Here is a 16,092-nt window from a genome sequence, read left to right as displayed (position 1 = left end):
GGTCGCAGTGAACGTTCAGTAGTATCGACTTATCTGTTTCACTACGGATAATTAGTTCAACCAAATTCATAGACATAGGTTACAAATAAAGGGTTCAAAATCGGATCTAGGAGAATAGACAAGACTTAAACATCGAAGTTGAGTTCAGTTTATAGTTTATGATTTACTCTTAAGTTTGCCCTTCAGGGCAGTAAAATAAAAAGTCAAAAAAGACTATGTTCACATTCTCCTATGGATGAACGTTTTAAGATGTAGTGTTTATGACGCTCTAAACCTAATTTTTATTGGCCTTTTAAACTAAATTTACATCTTAATGTAAAACAATTGAACAGTCAATGGTGTTCATGCAAAGTTTTTGTTCCTGATCAGTCTCATTTATATCGATGAGGGATAACACCTTAGTAACCGGGTGAAGCGACGTGACTCATTGAATTTAGCTCGAGAGTCAATTTAAAACTTCGCTTCACCCATTTCATTATTAGTTATATGGCTATACTGTGAAATGAGATTCAACTTCATTTTGTTCAACTAATCGCTCATTTGCTTGCATTAAACCCTTGAGACAATCTTCTGTTACTCTTTGATAATCATCAAAACTTAATTGGGTATCAAATAGTTTAAATAATTGTTCAATAATTTCTTGAATTTCTAAGCCACGAAATGAAATATTAGAGGGCGCCTCAGAAGCAAATTGCATTCTTAGATGTCCAATCAATCTTTCATGAGGAACATCAAGAAATGAACGAATAAACGGTTTCAGAAGTGGAGCATAGGTTTTTGATAATAAATTTTGTTTTTCTAATGCTTCAAAATTTGATTGTGTTCCTACTCCACATATAAATAAAAGAAACTGCACTGCCACCTTAACCACTGGATTAAATTGTTTGTCTTTAAATACAGGGCTTTCTTTTTTTAATCGAACAGCTGCTAATAATAAGGAATGAGCGATTTTCTCTAAAGATTTTTCAGTTTGTTTCAGTTTTGAGTAATGGTCATGTCGATCAAAATACATCTTAGACCATACTTGAAACTTATCCAGGAATGTTTTGCTGTCTTCAATATAGCGTAAGGAAGGTTGGGGAGCGCTAGGGATCATCATCTCAGGTTTTTGAGGAGTTTCCATGGGAGCTGAATTCGACGCCGCTACAATTAATGCAGCTAAACCATCCCATTCAGGCTTGAAGTATTCACTATTTGAACCCGGTTGTAATGGAATTTGATCTGCTGGGCTAGATTCATTCTTGTTTGCTACGGTTTGCCTCATTTTCTTTCTTAATGGTGTAACTACCGGACTTTTCTCTTGAGAAGGTTCCGAAACAGTTTCAGAAAGCTGACGTTTTGCGGTTGGATTTCGTGGTAGTTTCTCTAATAAATCCCTTGCCTGCTGGAGTCCCATTTCAATTGATGAGTAGAGGTGGTTGTTTATTGAAAGTTGAGCTTGGTGAGTCCTATCTTTATATTTACTTTCTAAAATTCTTTTAAACTTAATGTATTCATCAATAATATTTGTTAGCTCTTTTCTGATTGAAGCAACATTTGACATATTATTTACTTCTTCTTTTTGAATATAAAAGAGCTGCATCTCCGCTTTAAGTAATTTAATCTTATGGAGATGAAAATTAGCTTTTAGTATGTGCTCTGAGTGTATTTCATTTAATTGAGAAGGGTGGAGCAATAAATAGGAATCAATAATTCTTTGAAAACAATGATTCGCTTTGTTTAACATAATAAGCGCGTCATTAAGGTTGGTTGCTTCTTTATTTTCATAAGCATAATGGATATAGCTGTAGGCCATAATTAATAAAGCATCATTGTTTTTCGCAAACTCAAAGGTTGTGATAGTTTTATAGAGTTTATCTAGATATTTATTGGGTATGGCTTCGAATAGTTCAATATTGTTAGCTAATAACTGAATTTGATTTGTGTCGGAAACAAAATTGTTAAAATTAGTAAGTATCTTTTTATGTATTTTTGTAAGTCTGGACATGGGTACACCTTAATATGTTTTAATGTAAAAAACAGCACGAGGCTTTTACTATTAATTTTTCGTGGCGAATTATGATTGAGAATGATTAAAAAAACACTAAAAAAATGGCATTTTTTTGAAAGAGTGTGCAATAAATGAATAAATTCAGGTTGAATTTTAAACCCAACCTGTTTCGATGGTTACATTCCTGAGTAATTGGGTCCGCCCCCTCCTTCCGGGGCATGCCAAACAATATTTTGTCGAGGGTCTTTGATATCGCACGTTTTACAGTGGATGCAGTTTTGAGCATTAATTTGCAATCTTGGGCCTTGCTCTTCCTCAATAATTTCATATACCCCTGCAGGACAATATCGGCCCTCTGAAAATGCATAAGTCTTTAAATTAATCTCTATTGCCAATTGTGGTTTTTTCAATACGAGATGGCAAGGTTGATTTTCTTCATGATAAGTATTCGATAAAAAAACAGAGGACAACCTATCAAAAGTAAGCACACCATCAGGTTTAGGATACTCTATTTTCTTTGCTTTTTTTGCTGGAAGTAAAGTCGTGTGATCGGCATGATTTGTCAGTGTCCAAGGGGAATGTCCACGGGTAATATATGTTTCAAAGGCGGCATTGATCAAGCCAGGAATTAAACCATATTTAAACCCTGGTCTTATATTGCGTACCGAATAGAGTTCTTTCTCTAACCAGGATTTTTTGATTTTTTCTGAATAGCGGGTTAATTCAAATTGTACTTTACTTTCTTGTTGTAAAGCTTCGAAGCATGCTTCTGCTGCAAGCATTCCTGATTGCATTGCTGTATGTATCCCTTTAATTTTAGGGACATTAAGGAATCCTGCTGCATCACCAATTAATGCTCCTCCCGGGAAGGTGAGTTTGGGTAAAGATTGCCATCCCCCTTCATTAAGTGCGCGTGCCCCATAACTGATTCGTTCGCCTCCAGTTAAAATAGGTTGCACCAAAGGATGGGTTTTGAAACGTTGAAGCTCTGCAAATGGATTTAACCATGGATTTTTATAGTCCAAACCCACTACAAAGCCAAGGGCAATACGTTGTTTTGATAAGTGATAGATAAATGAACCACCGTAGGTTGAATAATCCATTGGCCATCCCACAGTATGAATCACTTGCCCGGGCTTATGGTGTTCTGCTTTGACCTGCCATATTTCCTTAATACCCAACCCATAGGTCTGGGGATTTGCTTTATCCCTCAGGTGGTAACGTGTCATTAGGCTTTGGCTAAGTTGTCCACGACATCCTTCAGCAAGCAGAGTTTGCTTAGCTAGTAAATGCATCCCGGGTTGATAATTGTTTGTTTTCTCTTTATTTTTATCGAGACCTACACTCCCAGTTGCAACGCCAATCACTTGATCGTGATCATTGTAAAGCGCTTGAACTGCAGCAAATCCAGGGTAAATTTCGCAACCCAGAGACTCTGCATGTTGGGCAAGAAACATGCAAAGTTCACCCAGACTAATGATGTAATTGCCATCATTATGCATGGGCTTAGGAGTAGGGAGCTTATAGTAGTTTTTTTGAGTTAGAAAATAAAACAGATCTTCGCTTACAGGAGTATCAAGTGGTGCCTCTTGCCAGACATTAGGAAGTAATTCTTTTAGGCTTCTCGGTTCCAGAACCGCCCCGGAAAGAATATGAGCCCCAACTTGTGCCCCTTTTTCTAGTATACAAACAGATAATTCCTTTTTTTCAGCTAAAGCCAGCTGTTTTAATTTAATCGCGGCAGATAGTCCCGCCGGTCCTGCACCGACGATGATTACATCAAATTCCATGGTCTCGTGTTCCACACGCGCTCCTACTGTGATTATAAAAAGATAAAATAATCGCTTTTCTATGCGCTAATATCAAGATTTATATTTAAAATTAATGTACTTTGGAGTGGGGAGACGCGTATTGAAAATGCGGGATGGTTTATATTGCATTTTTAGGGTGTGCATAACGCGTCAGCCTAGCTTAAACCATACGTTAAAGAGTATATTGATAACCATCATCACAACCATCGGTTGTTGCTGAAACTGCTGTGGCGACTGGACGGCTAAAAAGCGAAAAAATGCTATGTGGAATACTGAGAAGGGCAACCAACACACCTGCTCCCGTCCCAAGAAGCATTAAACCCGTTAGGGCAAGACTGTCTGTAGCTCCTTCTAAAGCAGTGTTACGGTATTCGGCACTCATCATTATAATTGATAAAAGCGCGAGTAACATGCATCCAACGAAGTAGCACGCAGCCACAACTGCAGTAAATGCCATAAGTGCACTACCCAGTGAAGAAATTAAAGGATACCAAACCGGTGCTAATAATTCTCCCGCAAACTCCTGGCCATTTTGATACGGAGTAAAAAAACCAGGACGTTCTCGATATTTACTTGTTGTTCGCTCAATAATTCCTGAAAGGTAATTTTCATCTCCTGCTTCATTTTTTAAATCCAGTATTTCACAAATTTCATCCCAGCCAATTAAATTTAACATAAAATCCTCTCGGTGATTGAGCTTCGGGCAGAGTATCCAATTTTTTTAATAGAGTCAAATAGTTAAAATTTATTCGTGCAGTTGCAATTTGATAAGTTTCTGCGCAATCGCATTTGACAATCTTTTGGGCAGAATGAAGAACTTAAGATAACAGAACCCAACGAAATAGGCTAAACTGATTGTAGAATATCCAAAGGGAGTTGTTCATGAAAACCGTACTCTATTTATTGCTTCTTAGTTCTTCCACGTTGATTTATGCAGATAATAACTCGTCCATGAACGTTGATGTGAATGATCCGAGTTTTGTAGTAACGTTACCCGCAAACCCAACCACCGGATTTCAATGGTCGATTGTACGCTTCGATAAAAATTTATTAACACTACGTAGTAGCAATTATGAAAGACCGAAAACTAACCTAATTGGTGCGGGTGGACAGATGCATTTTACCTTTACTCGACAGAAGGGTAAAAGCTATCCCGAAAGTACGGTTATTGTTCTTAAATACGCGCGTTCTTGGGAACCGGATACGGCTACGTTGAAAAGTATTCAAGTAAATTTTGTTAAGTCTAATGGGAATTAGATATCCTGGCGCAGCACGGTCTAGCATAATAAAAACCAGGGTTACTCTGCGCCGCACCAGCCTACTAATGTTATCCTTTTTTATATTTAAATGGTAAATATCTTGGTTCCCAAAACATATCTTCGATAAGTTTTTCTAAATCAGCATCCTTATTTTTTTGCGCAAGCCCTGAATCGATAGCGCAACGTGCAACCGCAACGGCAATTTCTTTAGCTACGGTTTGTGCATCATCTAAAGAGGGTAATAAAGGTAAATAACTTTCTTTTTTACTGGGCGCAAATTTACATAAAGCATGTGCTGCGGCCAGGATCATTTCTTTTGTTAGTTTTGTAGCGTTTACCGCGAGGACTCCCAATCCTATTCCAGGAAACACCAATGCATTATTGCATTGGGCAATTTGTACCATGCGATTATGATATTCAACTGCAGGAAAAGCTGTACCGGTAGCAATTAGAGCTCTACCTTGACTCCAGTTTAGTATGTCTGAAGGTTTAGCTTCGCATTTTTCATCTGGGTTAGACAAAGGAAAAATAATAGGGCGCTCACAATTGACTGACATAGTTTCAACGATGTCTTGCGAGAACGCTCCTGGTTGCGCAGAACAACCAATAAGTACTGTGGGTTTTACATGTCGTACAGTATCCGTAAGAGAGGGATGTTGTTTTTCATTAATAGCCCATTTATTTATTTCTTTGGGATCCCGCGCATAGCATTTTTGTGCTTCGGTAAGCTCGGGATCAGTATTGAGCAATAAACCTTGACGATCAATTAGCCAAAATCGTTTATAGGCTTCATCTGGGCTAATCCCCTCCCGTACCATCGCATCAATAATTTGATCGCTTATACCAGTTCCTGCTGATCCAGCACCAAAAACTACAATACGCTGCTCATGAAGCTTTGAACCCGTTACATCACAGGCAGCTAATAAAGCAGCTAATGTTACAGCACCAGTACCTTGGATATCATCATTGAAAGTACACAATTGATCTTGGAATTTTTCCAAGATGCGTCGGGCATTACCTCGACCAAAATCCTCCCAGTGTAAAAAAGCATTGGGAAATTGTTTGTGTATCTCATGAACGAAAGTGGAGATAAACTCATCATATGCTGCTGGACTGATGCGAGGATGACGACAACCTAAATACATAGGGTCATTGAGGAGATCTTGGTTGTTTGTACCTACATCAAGAAATATCGGTAAGGTGCGAGTTGGTTCAATACCGCCGCATAAACAGTAGACCATCAGTTTGGCAACTGGAATATCCATCCCTCCGATCCCTTGATCACCAATACCCAAAACTCCTTCGCCATCAGTAACAACAATCACATCAATTTCTGGATTAGAACGATTTTTTAATATTTCTTCGAGTTGATTTTTATCTGAATGCGAAATATATAAGCCGCGGGGTTGGCGGTATTCATGACTGAATCGTTTTACCGCAGTCCCTACTATAGGGGTATATATTGTAGGTAACATTTCACCTAAATGACGATTGATTAATTTGTAGAATAAGATCTGATTCTTATCGTGCAAATTATTTAAATAGATATTTTGTTGTAGACGTGTTGTATAACTGGAGTATTGTAAATAAGCGCGCTTGACTTGTTCATCCAATGTTTCAACCCGATGTGGTAGCTTTCCTAATAGGCCAAACTCTTTTCTTTCTTCGTTTGTGAACGCCGTACCTTTGTTCAACTGAGGAGTGGTAAGAAGTGGTTTGCCGCAAAGAGAAGTTTCTATATATTGTTCTCCTGTTTGGGGATCACGTAGCAATTTAAAATCAAGCATGGGTCTCTCATAAGATGGCGTTAGCAGTTGTGTAATGATAATATCGGTTTTTTGTAGTTTACAATAGGTTGCTTATGAATAAATGTTTGATAGCACTATGGGTCATTTTCGGATTAACCTCTTGCTCAGCGAAAAATGAACATTATTACAAATCACATCCTAATGAATTGCAACAAGCGATCAAAGCTTGTCCTGAACGACAACCACAGGGTATGACGTGTAAAGAATTAGAAGTGCTTGCCAATCGTATGAATAAACTAGCATACCAGTTGCAACTCAGTCCCCAGGGTTTTGGGAAAAAAATTATGGCCTTACAAGAGACGATTATTAAAGAACAAGCACAATTAAAAGCTGAAAATAACAATGCAAATTTACAAGCCAATTTAAACCAAAATAAACGCGACTTAGCTGACCATTTAGCAGTGGTTAGATGGTTTGAATCACCTACGAGTTAAAAATGAAAGTACTAATAAGTAATGATGATGGGGTTTATGCACCTGGAATTAATAAACTAGCCAATGAACTATCGACTTTCGTATCAATTGAAGTAGTTGCTCCAGATAGAAACAGAAGTGGCGCGAGTAATTCTTTAACTTTGTCACGTCCAATCAAAGTCAAAAAATTGGATAATGGCTATTATAGTGTTGAAGGAACCCCAACTGACTGTGTGCACCTAGCAGTAACTGGTTTTTTGGATACTGAGTTCGATATGGTTGTTTCTGGGATTAATGATGGGGCTAACTTAGGCGATGATATTCTTTATTCAGGCACAGTAGCTGCAGCCATGGAAGGTCGTTATCTAGGATTGCCTGCCCTGGCGATATCCATGGTAGGGGAGAATATCCAGCATTATGATACGGCAGCGACAATTGCGAAACAGTTGGTGATGAAGTTAAGTAAACATCGCTTGCCTTCCCAAACCATTTTAAATGTTAATGTTCCTAATCTGCCCTTGGACAAAATTAAAGGGATGCAAGTAACTCGTTTGGGAACGAGACATGGCGCTGAGCCTGTAGTAAAAGATCAGGATCCCAGAGGACGCCCAATCTATTGGATAGGTTTGCCTGGGGCGGAAGCTGATGCCGGACCTGGAACTGATTTTTATGCAATAAGCGAAGGGTATGTTTCAATTACCCCACTTCATTTGGATATGACGAATTACAAATTGTTCGATCAATTAGCTAACTGGCTCGATGGGATCAACATTCAATTTGCTTGAGGTAATAAATGATAGTCACATTTTGCAAAAGATTTTTATGTCTTTTCCTCATTATAACTTTAGTAGGTTGCGGAAATAATTTAGCTCCCGTTATGGAATCTAGATGGAATCCATATTGGCGCCATCAAAAAGTGTATGTCGTGAAACGGGGAGACACCCTGTTTTCTATTGCATTTCGCTATGATACTGATTATATAACTCTAGCTCGCTTGAATCGTATTAATCCCCCTTATTCTTTGAGAGTAGGGCAAGTCATTAATTTGCGAGGCATTACTCCAAGACATAGACAAATGGCCCGTCGGCCAACTCAAAAGAGAAACTATTATATTGCACCCAAAACACCAGCACGGCCTGCTGTAATTTATTCTCCCGCAAATCGATATGCTCGCTCTGCTTCGGGTTGGATTTGGCCTGTGAGCGGACGTGTTGTTGCATCATTTGTTCCTGAGCAAGGTAAGAAAGGCATAAATATTGCATGTAAAAAAGGTGAGCGAGTAATTGCTGCGGCGAGTGGTGTGGTCGCTTATGCTGGAAGTGGTTTAGCTGGTTATGGTAATTTGATTATTATTAAACATAATCAGGGATATTTAACTGCGTATGGTAATAACTCACGAATTATGGTTTCTGAAGGACAACATGTAAGAGCAGGACAAATTATTGCAATAGCGGGTGTTATAGATCGCAAGTATACAGGTGTACATTTTGAAATCAGAAGGTCGGGTGTACCCGTCAATCCTTTGAATTATCTACCAAAAGGTTGACAGATAACTTATAGTTATAGCAACAATGATATTTTTATGAAGTATAATGTAGTTATGGATTAAATATTTCAACATAACGAAACACTATAGGTGAAAAACAATGCACGAGGACGATGAGTCAATTAAAGAACCGGAACTTAAGGATGAAGATTGGTCTGAACCAGACGATGAATCGCTCTTAATAGAGGAGGACATTGATTCGCTTATTGAAAAAGGCGAAGAAGAAGTCTCCGAGTTTCCTGATTTTTCAGATGATATCGCGTTCCCTTCATTTCGGGGCAAAAATGCACAAAAAATGATGGATGCGACCCAGCTTTATTTAAGTGAAATTGGATTTTCTCCTTTGCTCAGCGCCGAAGAAGAGGTGCATTATGCAACTCTTGCTTTAAAAGGAGATGTTGCTGCTCGTAAAAAGATGATCGAATCCAATTTGCGTCTCGTAGTTAAAATTTCACGTCGCTATCTTAACCGGGGTCTACCTCTTCTTGATTTAATTGAAGAGGGAAATTTAGGCCTAATGAAATCAGTCGAGAAGTTTGATCCTAAACGTGGTTTTCGATTTTCAACTTATGCTACATGGTGGATTAGACAAACCATTGAGCGTGCTATTATGAATCAGACGCGCACAATCCGTTTACCCATACACGTGGTAAAAGAATTGAATGTATATCTTAGGGCTGCAAGACAGCTCACGCAAAAACTAGATCATGAACCCTCACCTGAAGAAATTGCAGAAATGGTAGATAAACCATTGGAAGATGTACAAAAGCTGTTGGGTTTAAATGATAAAGTAACTTCTGTTGATACACCCATTGGCTTTGATGAAAATAAATCATTATTGGATACTATTGCTGATGAAAACAGCGTGAATCCCGCAGAGCTTCTAACTAACGAAAATTTACGTTTACATATAGAATCTTTATTGGATAAGCTGACTGAAAATCAACAACAAGTTATTGCAAGAAGATTTGGTTTAAGAGGGTTTGAAAAAGCCACGCTTGAAGATGTAGGTAAAGAAATTGATTTGACTCGAGAGCGCGTTCGTCAAATCCAAGTTGAAGCATTGAAAACATTGCGTGGCTTATTGGAAAAAATGGGATTAACGCAGGAAGATTTGTTTTAAATTTTAATGAAAAATCTCAAAGCTACTATTTTAGCCTGGTAAAAATGAAGGAACTGCTTCATTTTTACCAGGCTAATTTTTTATGTCATAACAAAAAGATAAGGAGTAGTTGTAATGAAGAAAATGATTTTATTGATTTTAGTTGTTTTAACATCAAGTGTTCGTGCAGAACAATTAACCACATTTATGGATATCGCTGATACAATCTCCCAAGGGAAAAAAATTACTTTAGTTATGAATATTCAAGAATGCAGCTCACAAAAAATGCCAGTGAACTCTGTAATCGCCTCAGTACAACCAGCTTCTTTTCTTATTATTGATAACGATCGAATTACTACTTCAATAAAGCATTTTACTTTGGATAATCCTATTGCGCGCGGTAATCCCATCTTTGAATTTGTTAAATATAATATTCATTCAGATGGAAGCATTTCTATAAAAAATACTGTAATGGACGCTGGGAATTTTAAACAACTTGCAACGTATCAGCTTAATTGTACTTTAAATAAAGGATTTAAAGTTTTTAGTTGAGAAACAATTGCCTCGTGAAAGTTTGTTTATACTATTACCCTGGGTTAAGGCTTTGGCCTTTCACCCAGGCTACAAAATTAGGGGTATTTAAAATTTGCTTTAAGTCCTTTCCAGCAATCAGTATAATCTTTTTGCATTTGAGGAATACGCATTGCTAGCTCAGTAACCTTCCATGCATCTCTGGTTTCAAACATAAAAGCCAAGGTATTCAAGTACAATTCAGGCTCTAATTTTTGTGCTATCGCTTGTTCATAACTTACTTGGTCGGGTCCATGGGGTGTCATGCAATTATGAATACTTACTCCGCCGGGCAAGAACCCTTCCTTTTTAGCATCGTATTCACCACGGACAAGACCCATGAGCTCATTCATATAATTTCGATGGTAATAGGGAGGTCTAAATGTATGTTCGGCAACCATCCAACGAGGAGGAAAAATGACAAAGTCTAAATTCGCTACACCGGGTGTATCACTTTCGGAAGTTAATACGGTGAAAATGGAAGGATCCGGATGGTCAAAACTTACTGTATTTATAGTATTAAACAAGCTTAGATCATAACAATAAGGGGCATAAGTACCGTGCCAGGCAACTACATTAAGAGGGGAGTGATCACATTTAGCTATCCATAATTTATTTTGGTATTTGCAAATAAGAGTTGCTTGCGTAATCCCTTGTTCAAACGCTGCAACGGGATATTGAAAATGCCGTGGATTAGCTAAACCATTTGCACCTATAACTCCTAACGGCGGCAGAGTAAGTGGGCTACCACTATTTTCGCATAAATATCCCTTTGTTTCGCTACCAATGACTTCCATTTTGAATTTAACACCTCGAGGGATAACAGCTATCATGCCAGGGCATATATTTAATTTTCCAAACTCAGTGTGTAGGTTTACTTCCCCAAGATAAGGAACAAAAAGCATTTCTCCGTCATTATTGGCAAAGTATTTATTCTGCATAGATCGAGTACAGTGATAAACGTATGCATTCACATGTGGGCTTCCGGCAAGATGAAACATGCCGTCAACAAAATCAAAATCTTCTTCATTAAATAGTTCAATTGGGGACCACCGTAAGGGATTTGGAGATTGTTCCGCATAATAGGGTTTAAACAGCTCCATTTCATAGGCTTGATAAGTACCTTGAGCCACAGAAGGTAATATGCGATAAAGCCAGCTATGTAAGTTATTCTGTCTTGGACGAGTAAAGGCAGTTCCACTTAATTGTTCCGCATAAAGACCTAAGCTACAGTGTTGTGGTGAATTTTGGCTACTGGGTAAAGCGCCTGGAACTGCTTCAGTTTGATGATGATTACCAAATCCCTGCAAATACACTGTGATCTCCTTTAGTATTTATGGTTCATTGAGTAGCCTTGGTGGAGCGCAGCAGAAACCAGGGAAACATAACTCTAGCGTTAACCTAGGGTTCACGTGCTTCACCCAGGCTGCATTTATTTTCGATAGCTTAAAAACGTAATGATGGTGGCTACTATAGTCTAAAAAAGTTAAAAATGTCGAGTCCAAATGTAAGTTAAGTTATTCTTTTTAACAAAAGAGCATGTATAATTTATACAAAATTAAATATGGTTTTGAGGTAGTGTATGGCAGGTCATAGTAAGTGGGCAAATATTAAATTCCGTAAAGGAGTTCAAGACGCAAAACGTGGAAAAATATTCACTAAGTTAATTCGTGAAATTACCGTTGCGGCTCGTATGGGGGGAGGAGAGGAGTCTTCTAATCCAAGATTAAGGGATGCAGTTAAAAAAGCGCTTGCTGCAAATATGAAGCGCGACACAATTGATAATGCCATCAAGCGCGGTGTAGGCGGACTAGAAGGCGAAACAATGATGGCTATGCGTTATGAAGGCTATGGGCCAGGAGGAGTTGCAGTCCTCGTGGATTGTTTATCTGATAATAAAAATCGAACTGTATCCGAAGTTCGTCATGCTTTCACTAAGTGCGGCGGCAATTTGGGGACCGATGGTTCAGTATCTTATCTCTTTAATAATCAAGGAGAGATTCTTATGGCCCCGGGACAGTCTGAAGAACAGATTATGGAAATTGCTCTAGATGCTGGCGCCAATGATGTTTCTGTGGATGAGGGTCAGATTGAAGTAATTACTCCTGTAGAAGCGTATCATAGTGTATTGAATGCGCTAACAGAAGCAGGTGTGGATATTGAGCAATCTCATTTAACCATGCGTGCACAAACTTTAGTTTCTATCGATGATGAATCAGCAGAAAGCCTCTTGAAATTAATCGATATGTTGGAAGACTTAGATGATGTTCAAGAAGTATACAGTAATGCTGAATTCTCAACAAAACTCTTAGAATCCATGAACTAATGACTATTATTTTAGGGATAGATCCCGGATCAAGGATTACGGGTTACGGTCTGATAAAAGAATCAGACCGTAAAATCGAGTACGTTGATAGTGGGTGCATCCGTACAACTCCGGAGGGTGAGCTAAGCCAAAAATTATTGCAAATATATAATGGTATTTGTCAATTAATGGATCATTACTCGCCTACTGAAGTAGCTATCGAACAAATATTTATGCATGAAAATCCAAACTCAGCTCTAAAATTAGGGCATGCACGTGGGGTTGCTATGGTTGCTGCTGCATCTCATCGTGTTAAAGTGAGTGAATATTCGGCTCGAGAAATAAAGCAAATGGTGGTCGGTTACGGAGCTGCAGAAAAAGCACAAGTAAGTCATATGGTTGTGCATTTGCTTGCCCTTAATAAGGCGCCACAGAAAGATGCTGCCGATGCATTGGCCATAGCGATTTGCCATAGTCATATGCGTCATAATTTGTCCTCAGTAATTGGACGTCGAGGATTAAGGAGAAGAAAGAGATGATTGGTTGGTTGGATGGACAAATTATTGATAAACATCAACCAGGGAAATTGGTTCTTAATGTCCATGGTGTAGGATATGATGTCGAAACCTCATTAAATACCTTTTTTCAGCTGGATAGTTTAAATGGCTCAGTCGGGTTACATATACACACTGTAGTTCGTGAAGATGCCTTGCTTTTGTATGGTTTTTTGGAGAGACAAGAGAGAGAGCTATTTAGAGCGTTAATTAAAGTCAATGGTATTGGTCCAAAACTTGCTATGTCAATTCTTTCCAGTATTACTCCGCATGAGTTTGTTCAATGCATTCAACAAGAAAATGCTTCCATTTTGATGAAGTTACCTGGCATAGGCAAAAAAACCGCGGAGCGTTTGGTAGTTGAAATGCGCGATAGCATGAAGCAGTTTTCTGGATCCACTTCGGTTTCCCCAAATAAATCAATTCCTATAATGAGTGGTCAAGATGAGGCAGTGTGTGCTTTAGAAGCATTGGGTTATAAGCCTCAGGAAGCATTAAAAGCAGTTAATAAAGTCAATGATAGCTCTAAAAGTTGTGAGCAACTTATCCGAGACGCATTGCAAGTTTTAGCAGCCCGCTAACTAATTGCATGAATTGGAACGACATTTTATTCATTCTGATGCGATACGCACCCGATTAAACCTTATTTATTTTCTTGGACAGGTATAAAGAATCTTACAATTAAGCCTGTTCCCTCTTTAGGGGTGTCAAGCATAAGTCTTCCCCCATGCAATTCGGAAATTTGCTGGACTATTGCTAAGCCAAGACCACTTCCTGGACTTTTGTTTCCTAAGACACGGAAAAAACGCTCAAACACACGTGATTGTAATTCAGCTGGAATACCTGGTCCGTTATCACAGACCTCAAGCATTATTTCATTATTCAATTTTGCCAAACGTACGATGATTCTTCCATGCGCATTACAGTAGCGTATGGCGTTATCAACAAGGTTACGAATTAATATCCCTAAGGCAGTGGAATTACCATAAACAGTTAAATTTTCTGCGTCACTTTCAAATTCAAGATCGATTTGTTTTTCTACTGCAGCTGGTGCAAGCATAGCAAGTATTTCGCGAGTTAATCGGCTTAAGTTAACTTCATCTTTCTCGTCCATGTGCGCTGCTTCTGGTACAAGTCGGCTCATTGTAAGTAACTGTTGAACGATGTGGGTACTGCGATTAACACTTGCAATAAGCTTTTGTAGTGCCTGATTTTTTTCTTCAATATCATTAGAGTGCAACGCAACCTGAGCTTGTGTTTTCAGGGCGGCAAGTGGGGTACGTAGTTCATGCGCTGCATCTGCAGCAAACCGTTTTTCCCGTTCAAATCCTTCTTTTAACCTGAAAAACAATTTATTTAATTCATCAATTACGGGTTTAATTTCTTCTGGAACTTCATGCAAATCAACCGGTTCAAGATGGCTGGGGGCGCGGTTAGCTACTTCCTCTGCAACCTTATCCAGACTATCCAAGCCTCGTCCAATAATAATCCATATTAATAAGCCAGATAATGGGAATGTTAAAAGCATAATATAGAGGTCATCTTGAGCAATTCTATGACCTAGTTCATTTCGTGTATCGTAGCGCTCAGCTAGAACCGTACGAATTCCTGCTTTATCATTGTACGTAGTGAAGACACGCCAATCTTGAGTGGATATTTTTTTATCACTAAAGCCGTCAATTTCAGAAGTTAAAGGAATTTTGGGGGCTGATGAGGAATGCAATAAGAGTTTTCCACCATTGGTCCAAACCTGAAAATTAAACTTATCCAGATAATTTTCCGGGGGCTCTTCATTTAGAAATCTTTTTTGATAGTAGGTGTCAATCTTTTGAGGAATTGTTTCAAGGGCTTCTTGAATTTTCGCGAGAGGGCGTTGATGGAGATCATCACCTAGTAATGCTTGATACGAAAGTGCCGAAACGGCCATTAAACTATCCAAGTGATCTTGAATATCCTTTTGATCAAGATAATAGTTACCTATAGCAGTTAATGTGGTCGTTATAGTAATGGCCAACAATAGATTGATTAGAAGAAACTTTCTTATAGAAGATTTCACGATACAGCAATACCATCATTTTTTTCTGCCATATATCCTACACCTCTAATTGTTCGAATAAAATTGGCATTAAGTTTTTTACGTAAATTATGTATATGAACTTCCAGTGCATTACTATCTACATCTTCTTCCCAACCATATATACTTTGCATGAGCTGTTCGCGTGATAAAACCTGACCGCTGTTTTCCAGAAGTTTCTGGAGTAATGCAAATTCTCTACGTGGGACATTAACTAAAACATCATCAACGAATACCGAGTGTGCTGCGGGATCCAGAGTTATATTTCTGTATTGCAGAACGGAGTCAGCCCGACCTTGTGAGCGTCTGACCAGTGCTCTGATTCTCGCGCTAAGTTCATTGAGATCGAAGGGCTTAATTAAGTAATCATCTGCTCCGCTATCCAATCCTTTCACACGATCTTCAACTGATTCTCGGGCAGTTAAAATAATAACCGGGGTCGGATTGCCATCATGACGTATACTTTGTAATAATGCGAGTCCAGATAGCTTGGGTAATCCCAAATCTAGAATAATTAGCTCAAATGATTCAGATTTTAAAGCAGCTCGAGCTGCTTCCCCATCTTTAAGCCAATCGACAATATAACCAAATTGGGTTAATCCGGTTTTTACCGCATCACCCAGTAATTCGTCGTCTTCTACTAGCAATAGTCTCATTCTT

The 16,092-nt window shown here is 38.6% G+C and carries 16 protein-coding genes; 9 read left to right on the top strand and 7 right to left on the bottom strand.

Annotation, left to right across the window (positions count from 1 at the left end; all coding sequences use genetic code 11):
- Window positions 1-490: 490 nt before the first annotated feature.
- The 3 genes from ACWTE2_RS14215 to ACWTE2_RS14205 form a co-directional block, all read right to left on the bottom strand.
- Window positions 491-1,987 (bottom strand): hypothetical protein, encoded by a 1,497-nt coding sequence (locus tag ACWTE2_RS14215; RefSeq protein WP_454785853.1) that lies wholly within the window; start codon window positions 1,985-1,987, stop codon window positions 491-493.
- Window positions 1,988-2,166: 179 nt separating this feature from the next.
- Window positions 2,167-3,795: an electron transfer flavoprotein-ubiquinone oxidoreductase gene (locus tag ACWTE2_RS14210; RefSeq protein ID WP_454785852.1), complete on the bottom strand. Its 1,629-nt coding sequence runs from the start codon at window positions 3,793-3,795 to the stop codon at window positions 2,167-2,169.
- A 178-nt stretch (window positions 3,796-3,973) separates the two neighbouring features.
- Window positions 3,974-4,477 (bottom strand): hypothetical protein, encoded by a 504-nt coding sequence (locus tag ACWTE2_RS14205; protein WP_454785851.1) that lies wholly within the window; start codon window positions 4,475-4,477, stop codon window positions 3,974-3,976.
- A 206-nt stretch (window positions 4,478-4,683) separates the two neighbouring features.
- Between ACWTE2_RS14205 and ACWTE2_RS14200 the strand changes: the two genes are divergently transcribed.
- Complete coding sequence (locus ACWTE2_RS14200) at window positions 4,684-5,058, top strand: protease inhibitor I42 family protein (RefSeq protein WP_182393288.1); 375 nt, start codon at window positions 4,684-4,686, stop codon at window positions 5,056-5,058.
- Window positions 5,059-5,128: 70 nt separating this feature from the next.
- On the opposite strand, the gene ACWTE2_RS14195 is transcribed toward ACWTE2_RS14200, so the two are convergent.
- Window positions 5,129-6,847 carry an NAD-dependent malic enzyme gene (locus ACWTE2_RS14195; RefSeq protein WP_182393289.1) on the bottom strand — a complete coding sequence of 573 codons (1,719 nt, stop codon included), beginning with the start codon at window positions 6,845-6,847 and terminating at the stop codon, window positions 5,129-5,131.
- 74 nt (window positions 6,848-6,921) lie between these two features.
- Here ACWTE2_RS14195 and ACWTE2_RS14190 point away from each other — a divergent pair, with 74 nt between their 5' ends.
- The 5 genes from ACWTE2_RS14190 to ACWTE2_RS14170 all read left to right on the top strand — a co-directional run bounded on the left by ACWTE2_RS14190 (window position 6,922) and on the right by ACWTE2_RS14170 (window position 10,481).
- Window positions 6,922-7,302 carry a hypothetical protein gene (locus ACWTE2_RS14190; RefSeq protein WP_182393290.1) on the top strand — a complete coding sequence of 127 codons (381 nt, stop codon included), beginning with the start codon at window positions 6,922-6,924 and terminating at the stop codon, window positions 7,300-7,302.
- 2 nt (window positions 7,303-7,304) lie between these two features.
- Window positions 7,305-8,066: a 5'/3'-nucleotidase SurE gene (gene surE / locus ACWTE2_RS14185; protein ID WP_182393291.1), complete on the top strand. Its 762-nt coding sequence runs from the start codon at window positions 7,305-7,307 to the stop codon at window positions 8,064-8,066.
- 8 nt (window positions 8,067-8,074) lie between these two features.
- Window positions 8,075-8,827 (top strand): peptidoglycan DD-metalloendopeptidase family protein, encoded by a 753-nt coding sequence (locus ACWTE2_RS14180; protein WP_454785850.1) that lies wholly within the window; start codon window positions 8,075-8,077, stop codon window positions 8,825-8,827.
- Window positions 8,828-8,927: 100 nt separating this feature from the next.
- The gene (gene rpoS, locus ACWTE2_RS14175) at window positions 8,928-9,950 is read left to right on the top strand and encodes an RNA polymerase sigma factor RpoS (RefSeq protein ID WP_454785849.1); all 1,023 of its coding nucleotides are present in this window, start codon (window positions 8,928-8,930) and stop codon (window positions 9,948-9,950) included.
- A 114-nt stretch (window positions 9,951-10,064) separates the two neighbouring features.
- Window positions 10,065-10,481, top strand: coding sequence for a VirK family protein (locus tag ACWTE2_RS14170; RefSeq protein ID WP_454785848.1), 417 nt, complete (start codon window positions 10,065-10,067; stop codon window positions 10,479-10,481).
- Between the two features lie 77 nt (window positions 10,482-10,558).
- Here ACWTE2_RS14170 and hmgA read toward each other — a convergent pair whose 3' ends face one another.
- Window positions 10,559-11,815, bottom strand: a complete 1,257-nt coding sequence (gene hmgA / locus ACWTE2_RS14165; RefSeq protein ID WP_454785847.1) for a homogentisate 1,2-dioxygenase — start codon at window positions 11,813-11,815, stop codon at window positions 10,559-10,561.
- Between the two features lie 266 nt (window positions 11,816-12,081).
- Between hmgA and ACWTE2_RS14160 the strand changes: the two genes are divergently transcribed.
- Genes ACWTE2_RS14160 through ruvA form a run of 3 tightly spaced genes read left to right on the top strand, consistent with a single transcriptional unit; the run spans window position 12,082 to window position 13,939 of the window.
- Entirely contained in the window at window positions 12,082-12,825 is a 744-nt protein-coding gene (locus tag ACWTE2_RS14160) for a YebC/PmpR family DNA-binding transcriptional regulator (RefSeq protein ID WP_454785846.1), read from the top strand.
- Window positions 12,825-13,343, top strand: a complete 519-nt coding sequence (gene ruvC / locus ACWTE2_RS14155; protein WP_182393297.1) for a crossover junction endodeoxyribonuclease RuvC — start codon at window positions 12,825-12,827, stop codon at window positions 13,341-13,343. Before ACWTE2_RS14160 ends, ruvC begins: the two co-directional genes overlap by 1 nt.
- A complete protein-coding gene (ruvA, locus tag ACWTE2_RS14150) occupies window positions 13,340-13,939 on the top strand; it encodes a Holliday junction branch migration protein RuvA (RefSeq protein WP_182393298.1) in 600 nt (199 codons plus the stop codon). The genes ruvC and ruvA overlap by 4 nt, the downstream gene beginning before the upstream one ends.
- A 62-nt stretch (window positions 13,940-14,001) precedes the next feature.
- On the opposite strand, the gene ACWTE2_RS14145 is transcribed toward ruvA, so the two are convergent.
- Both ACWTE2_RS14145 and ACWTE2_RS14140 read right to left on the bottom strand, forming a co-directional pair.
- Window positions 14,002-15,414: an ATP-binding protein gene (locus ACWTE2_RS14145; protein ID WP_454785845.1), complete on the bottom strand. Its 1,413-nt coding sequence runs from the start codon at window positions 15,412-15,414 to the stop codon at window positions 14,002-14,004.
- Window positions 15,411-16,088: a response regulator gene (locus ACWTE2_RS14140; RefSeq protein WP_182393300.1), complete on the bottom strand. Its 678-nt coding sequence runs from the start codon at window positions 16,086-16,088 to the stop codon at window positions 15,411-15,413. The genes ACWTE2_RS14145 and ACWTE2_RS14140 overlap by 4 nt, the downstream gene beginning before the upstream one ends.
- Window positions 16,089-16,092: the final 4 nt, after the last annotated feature.

The organism is Legionella nigrisilvae, assembly GCF_977063395.2.
Note: the sequence above shows the minus strand (reverse complement) of the source record. Positions and strands in the feature narration are given on the sequence as shown.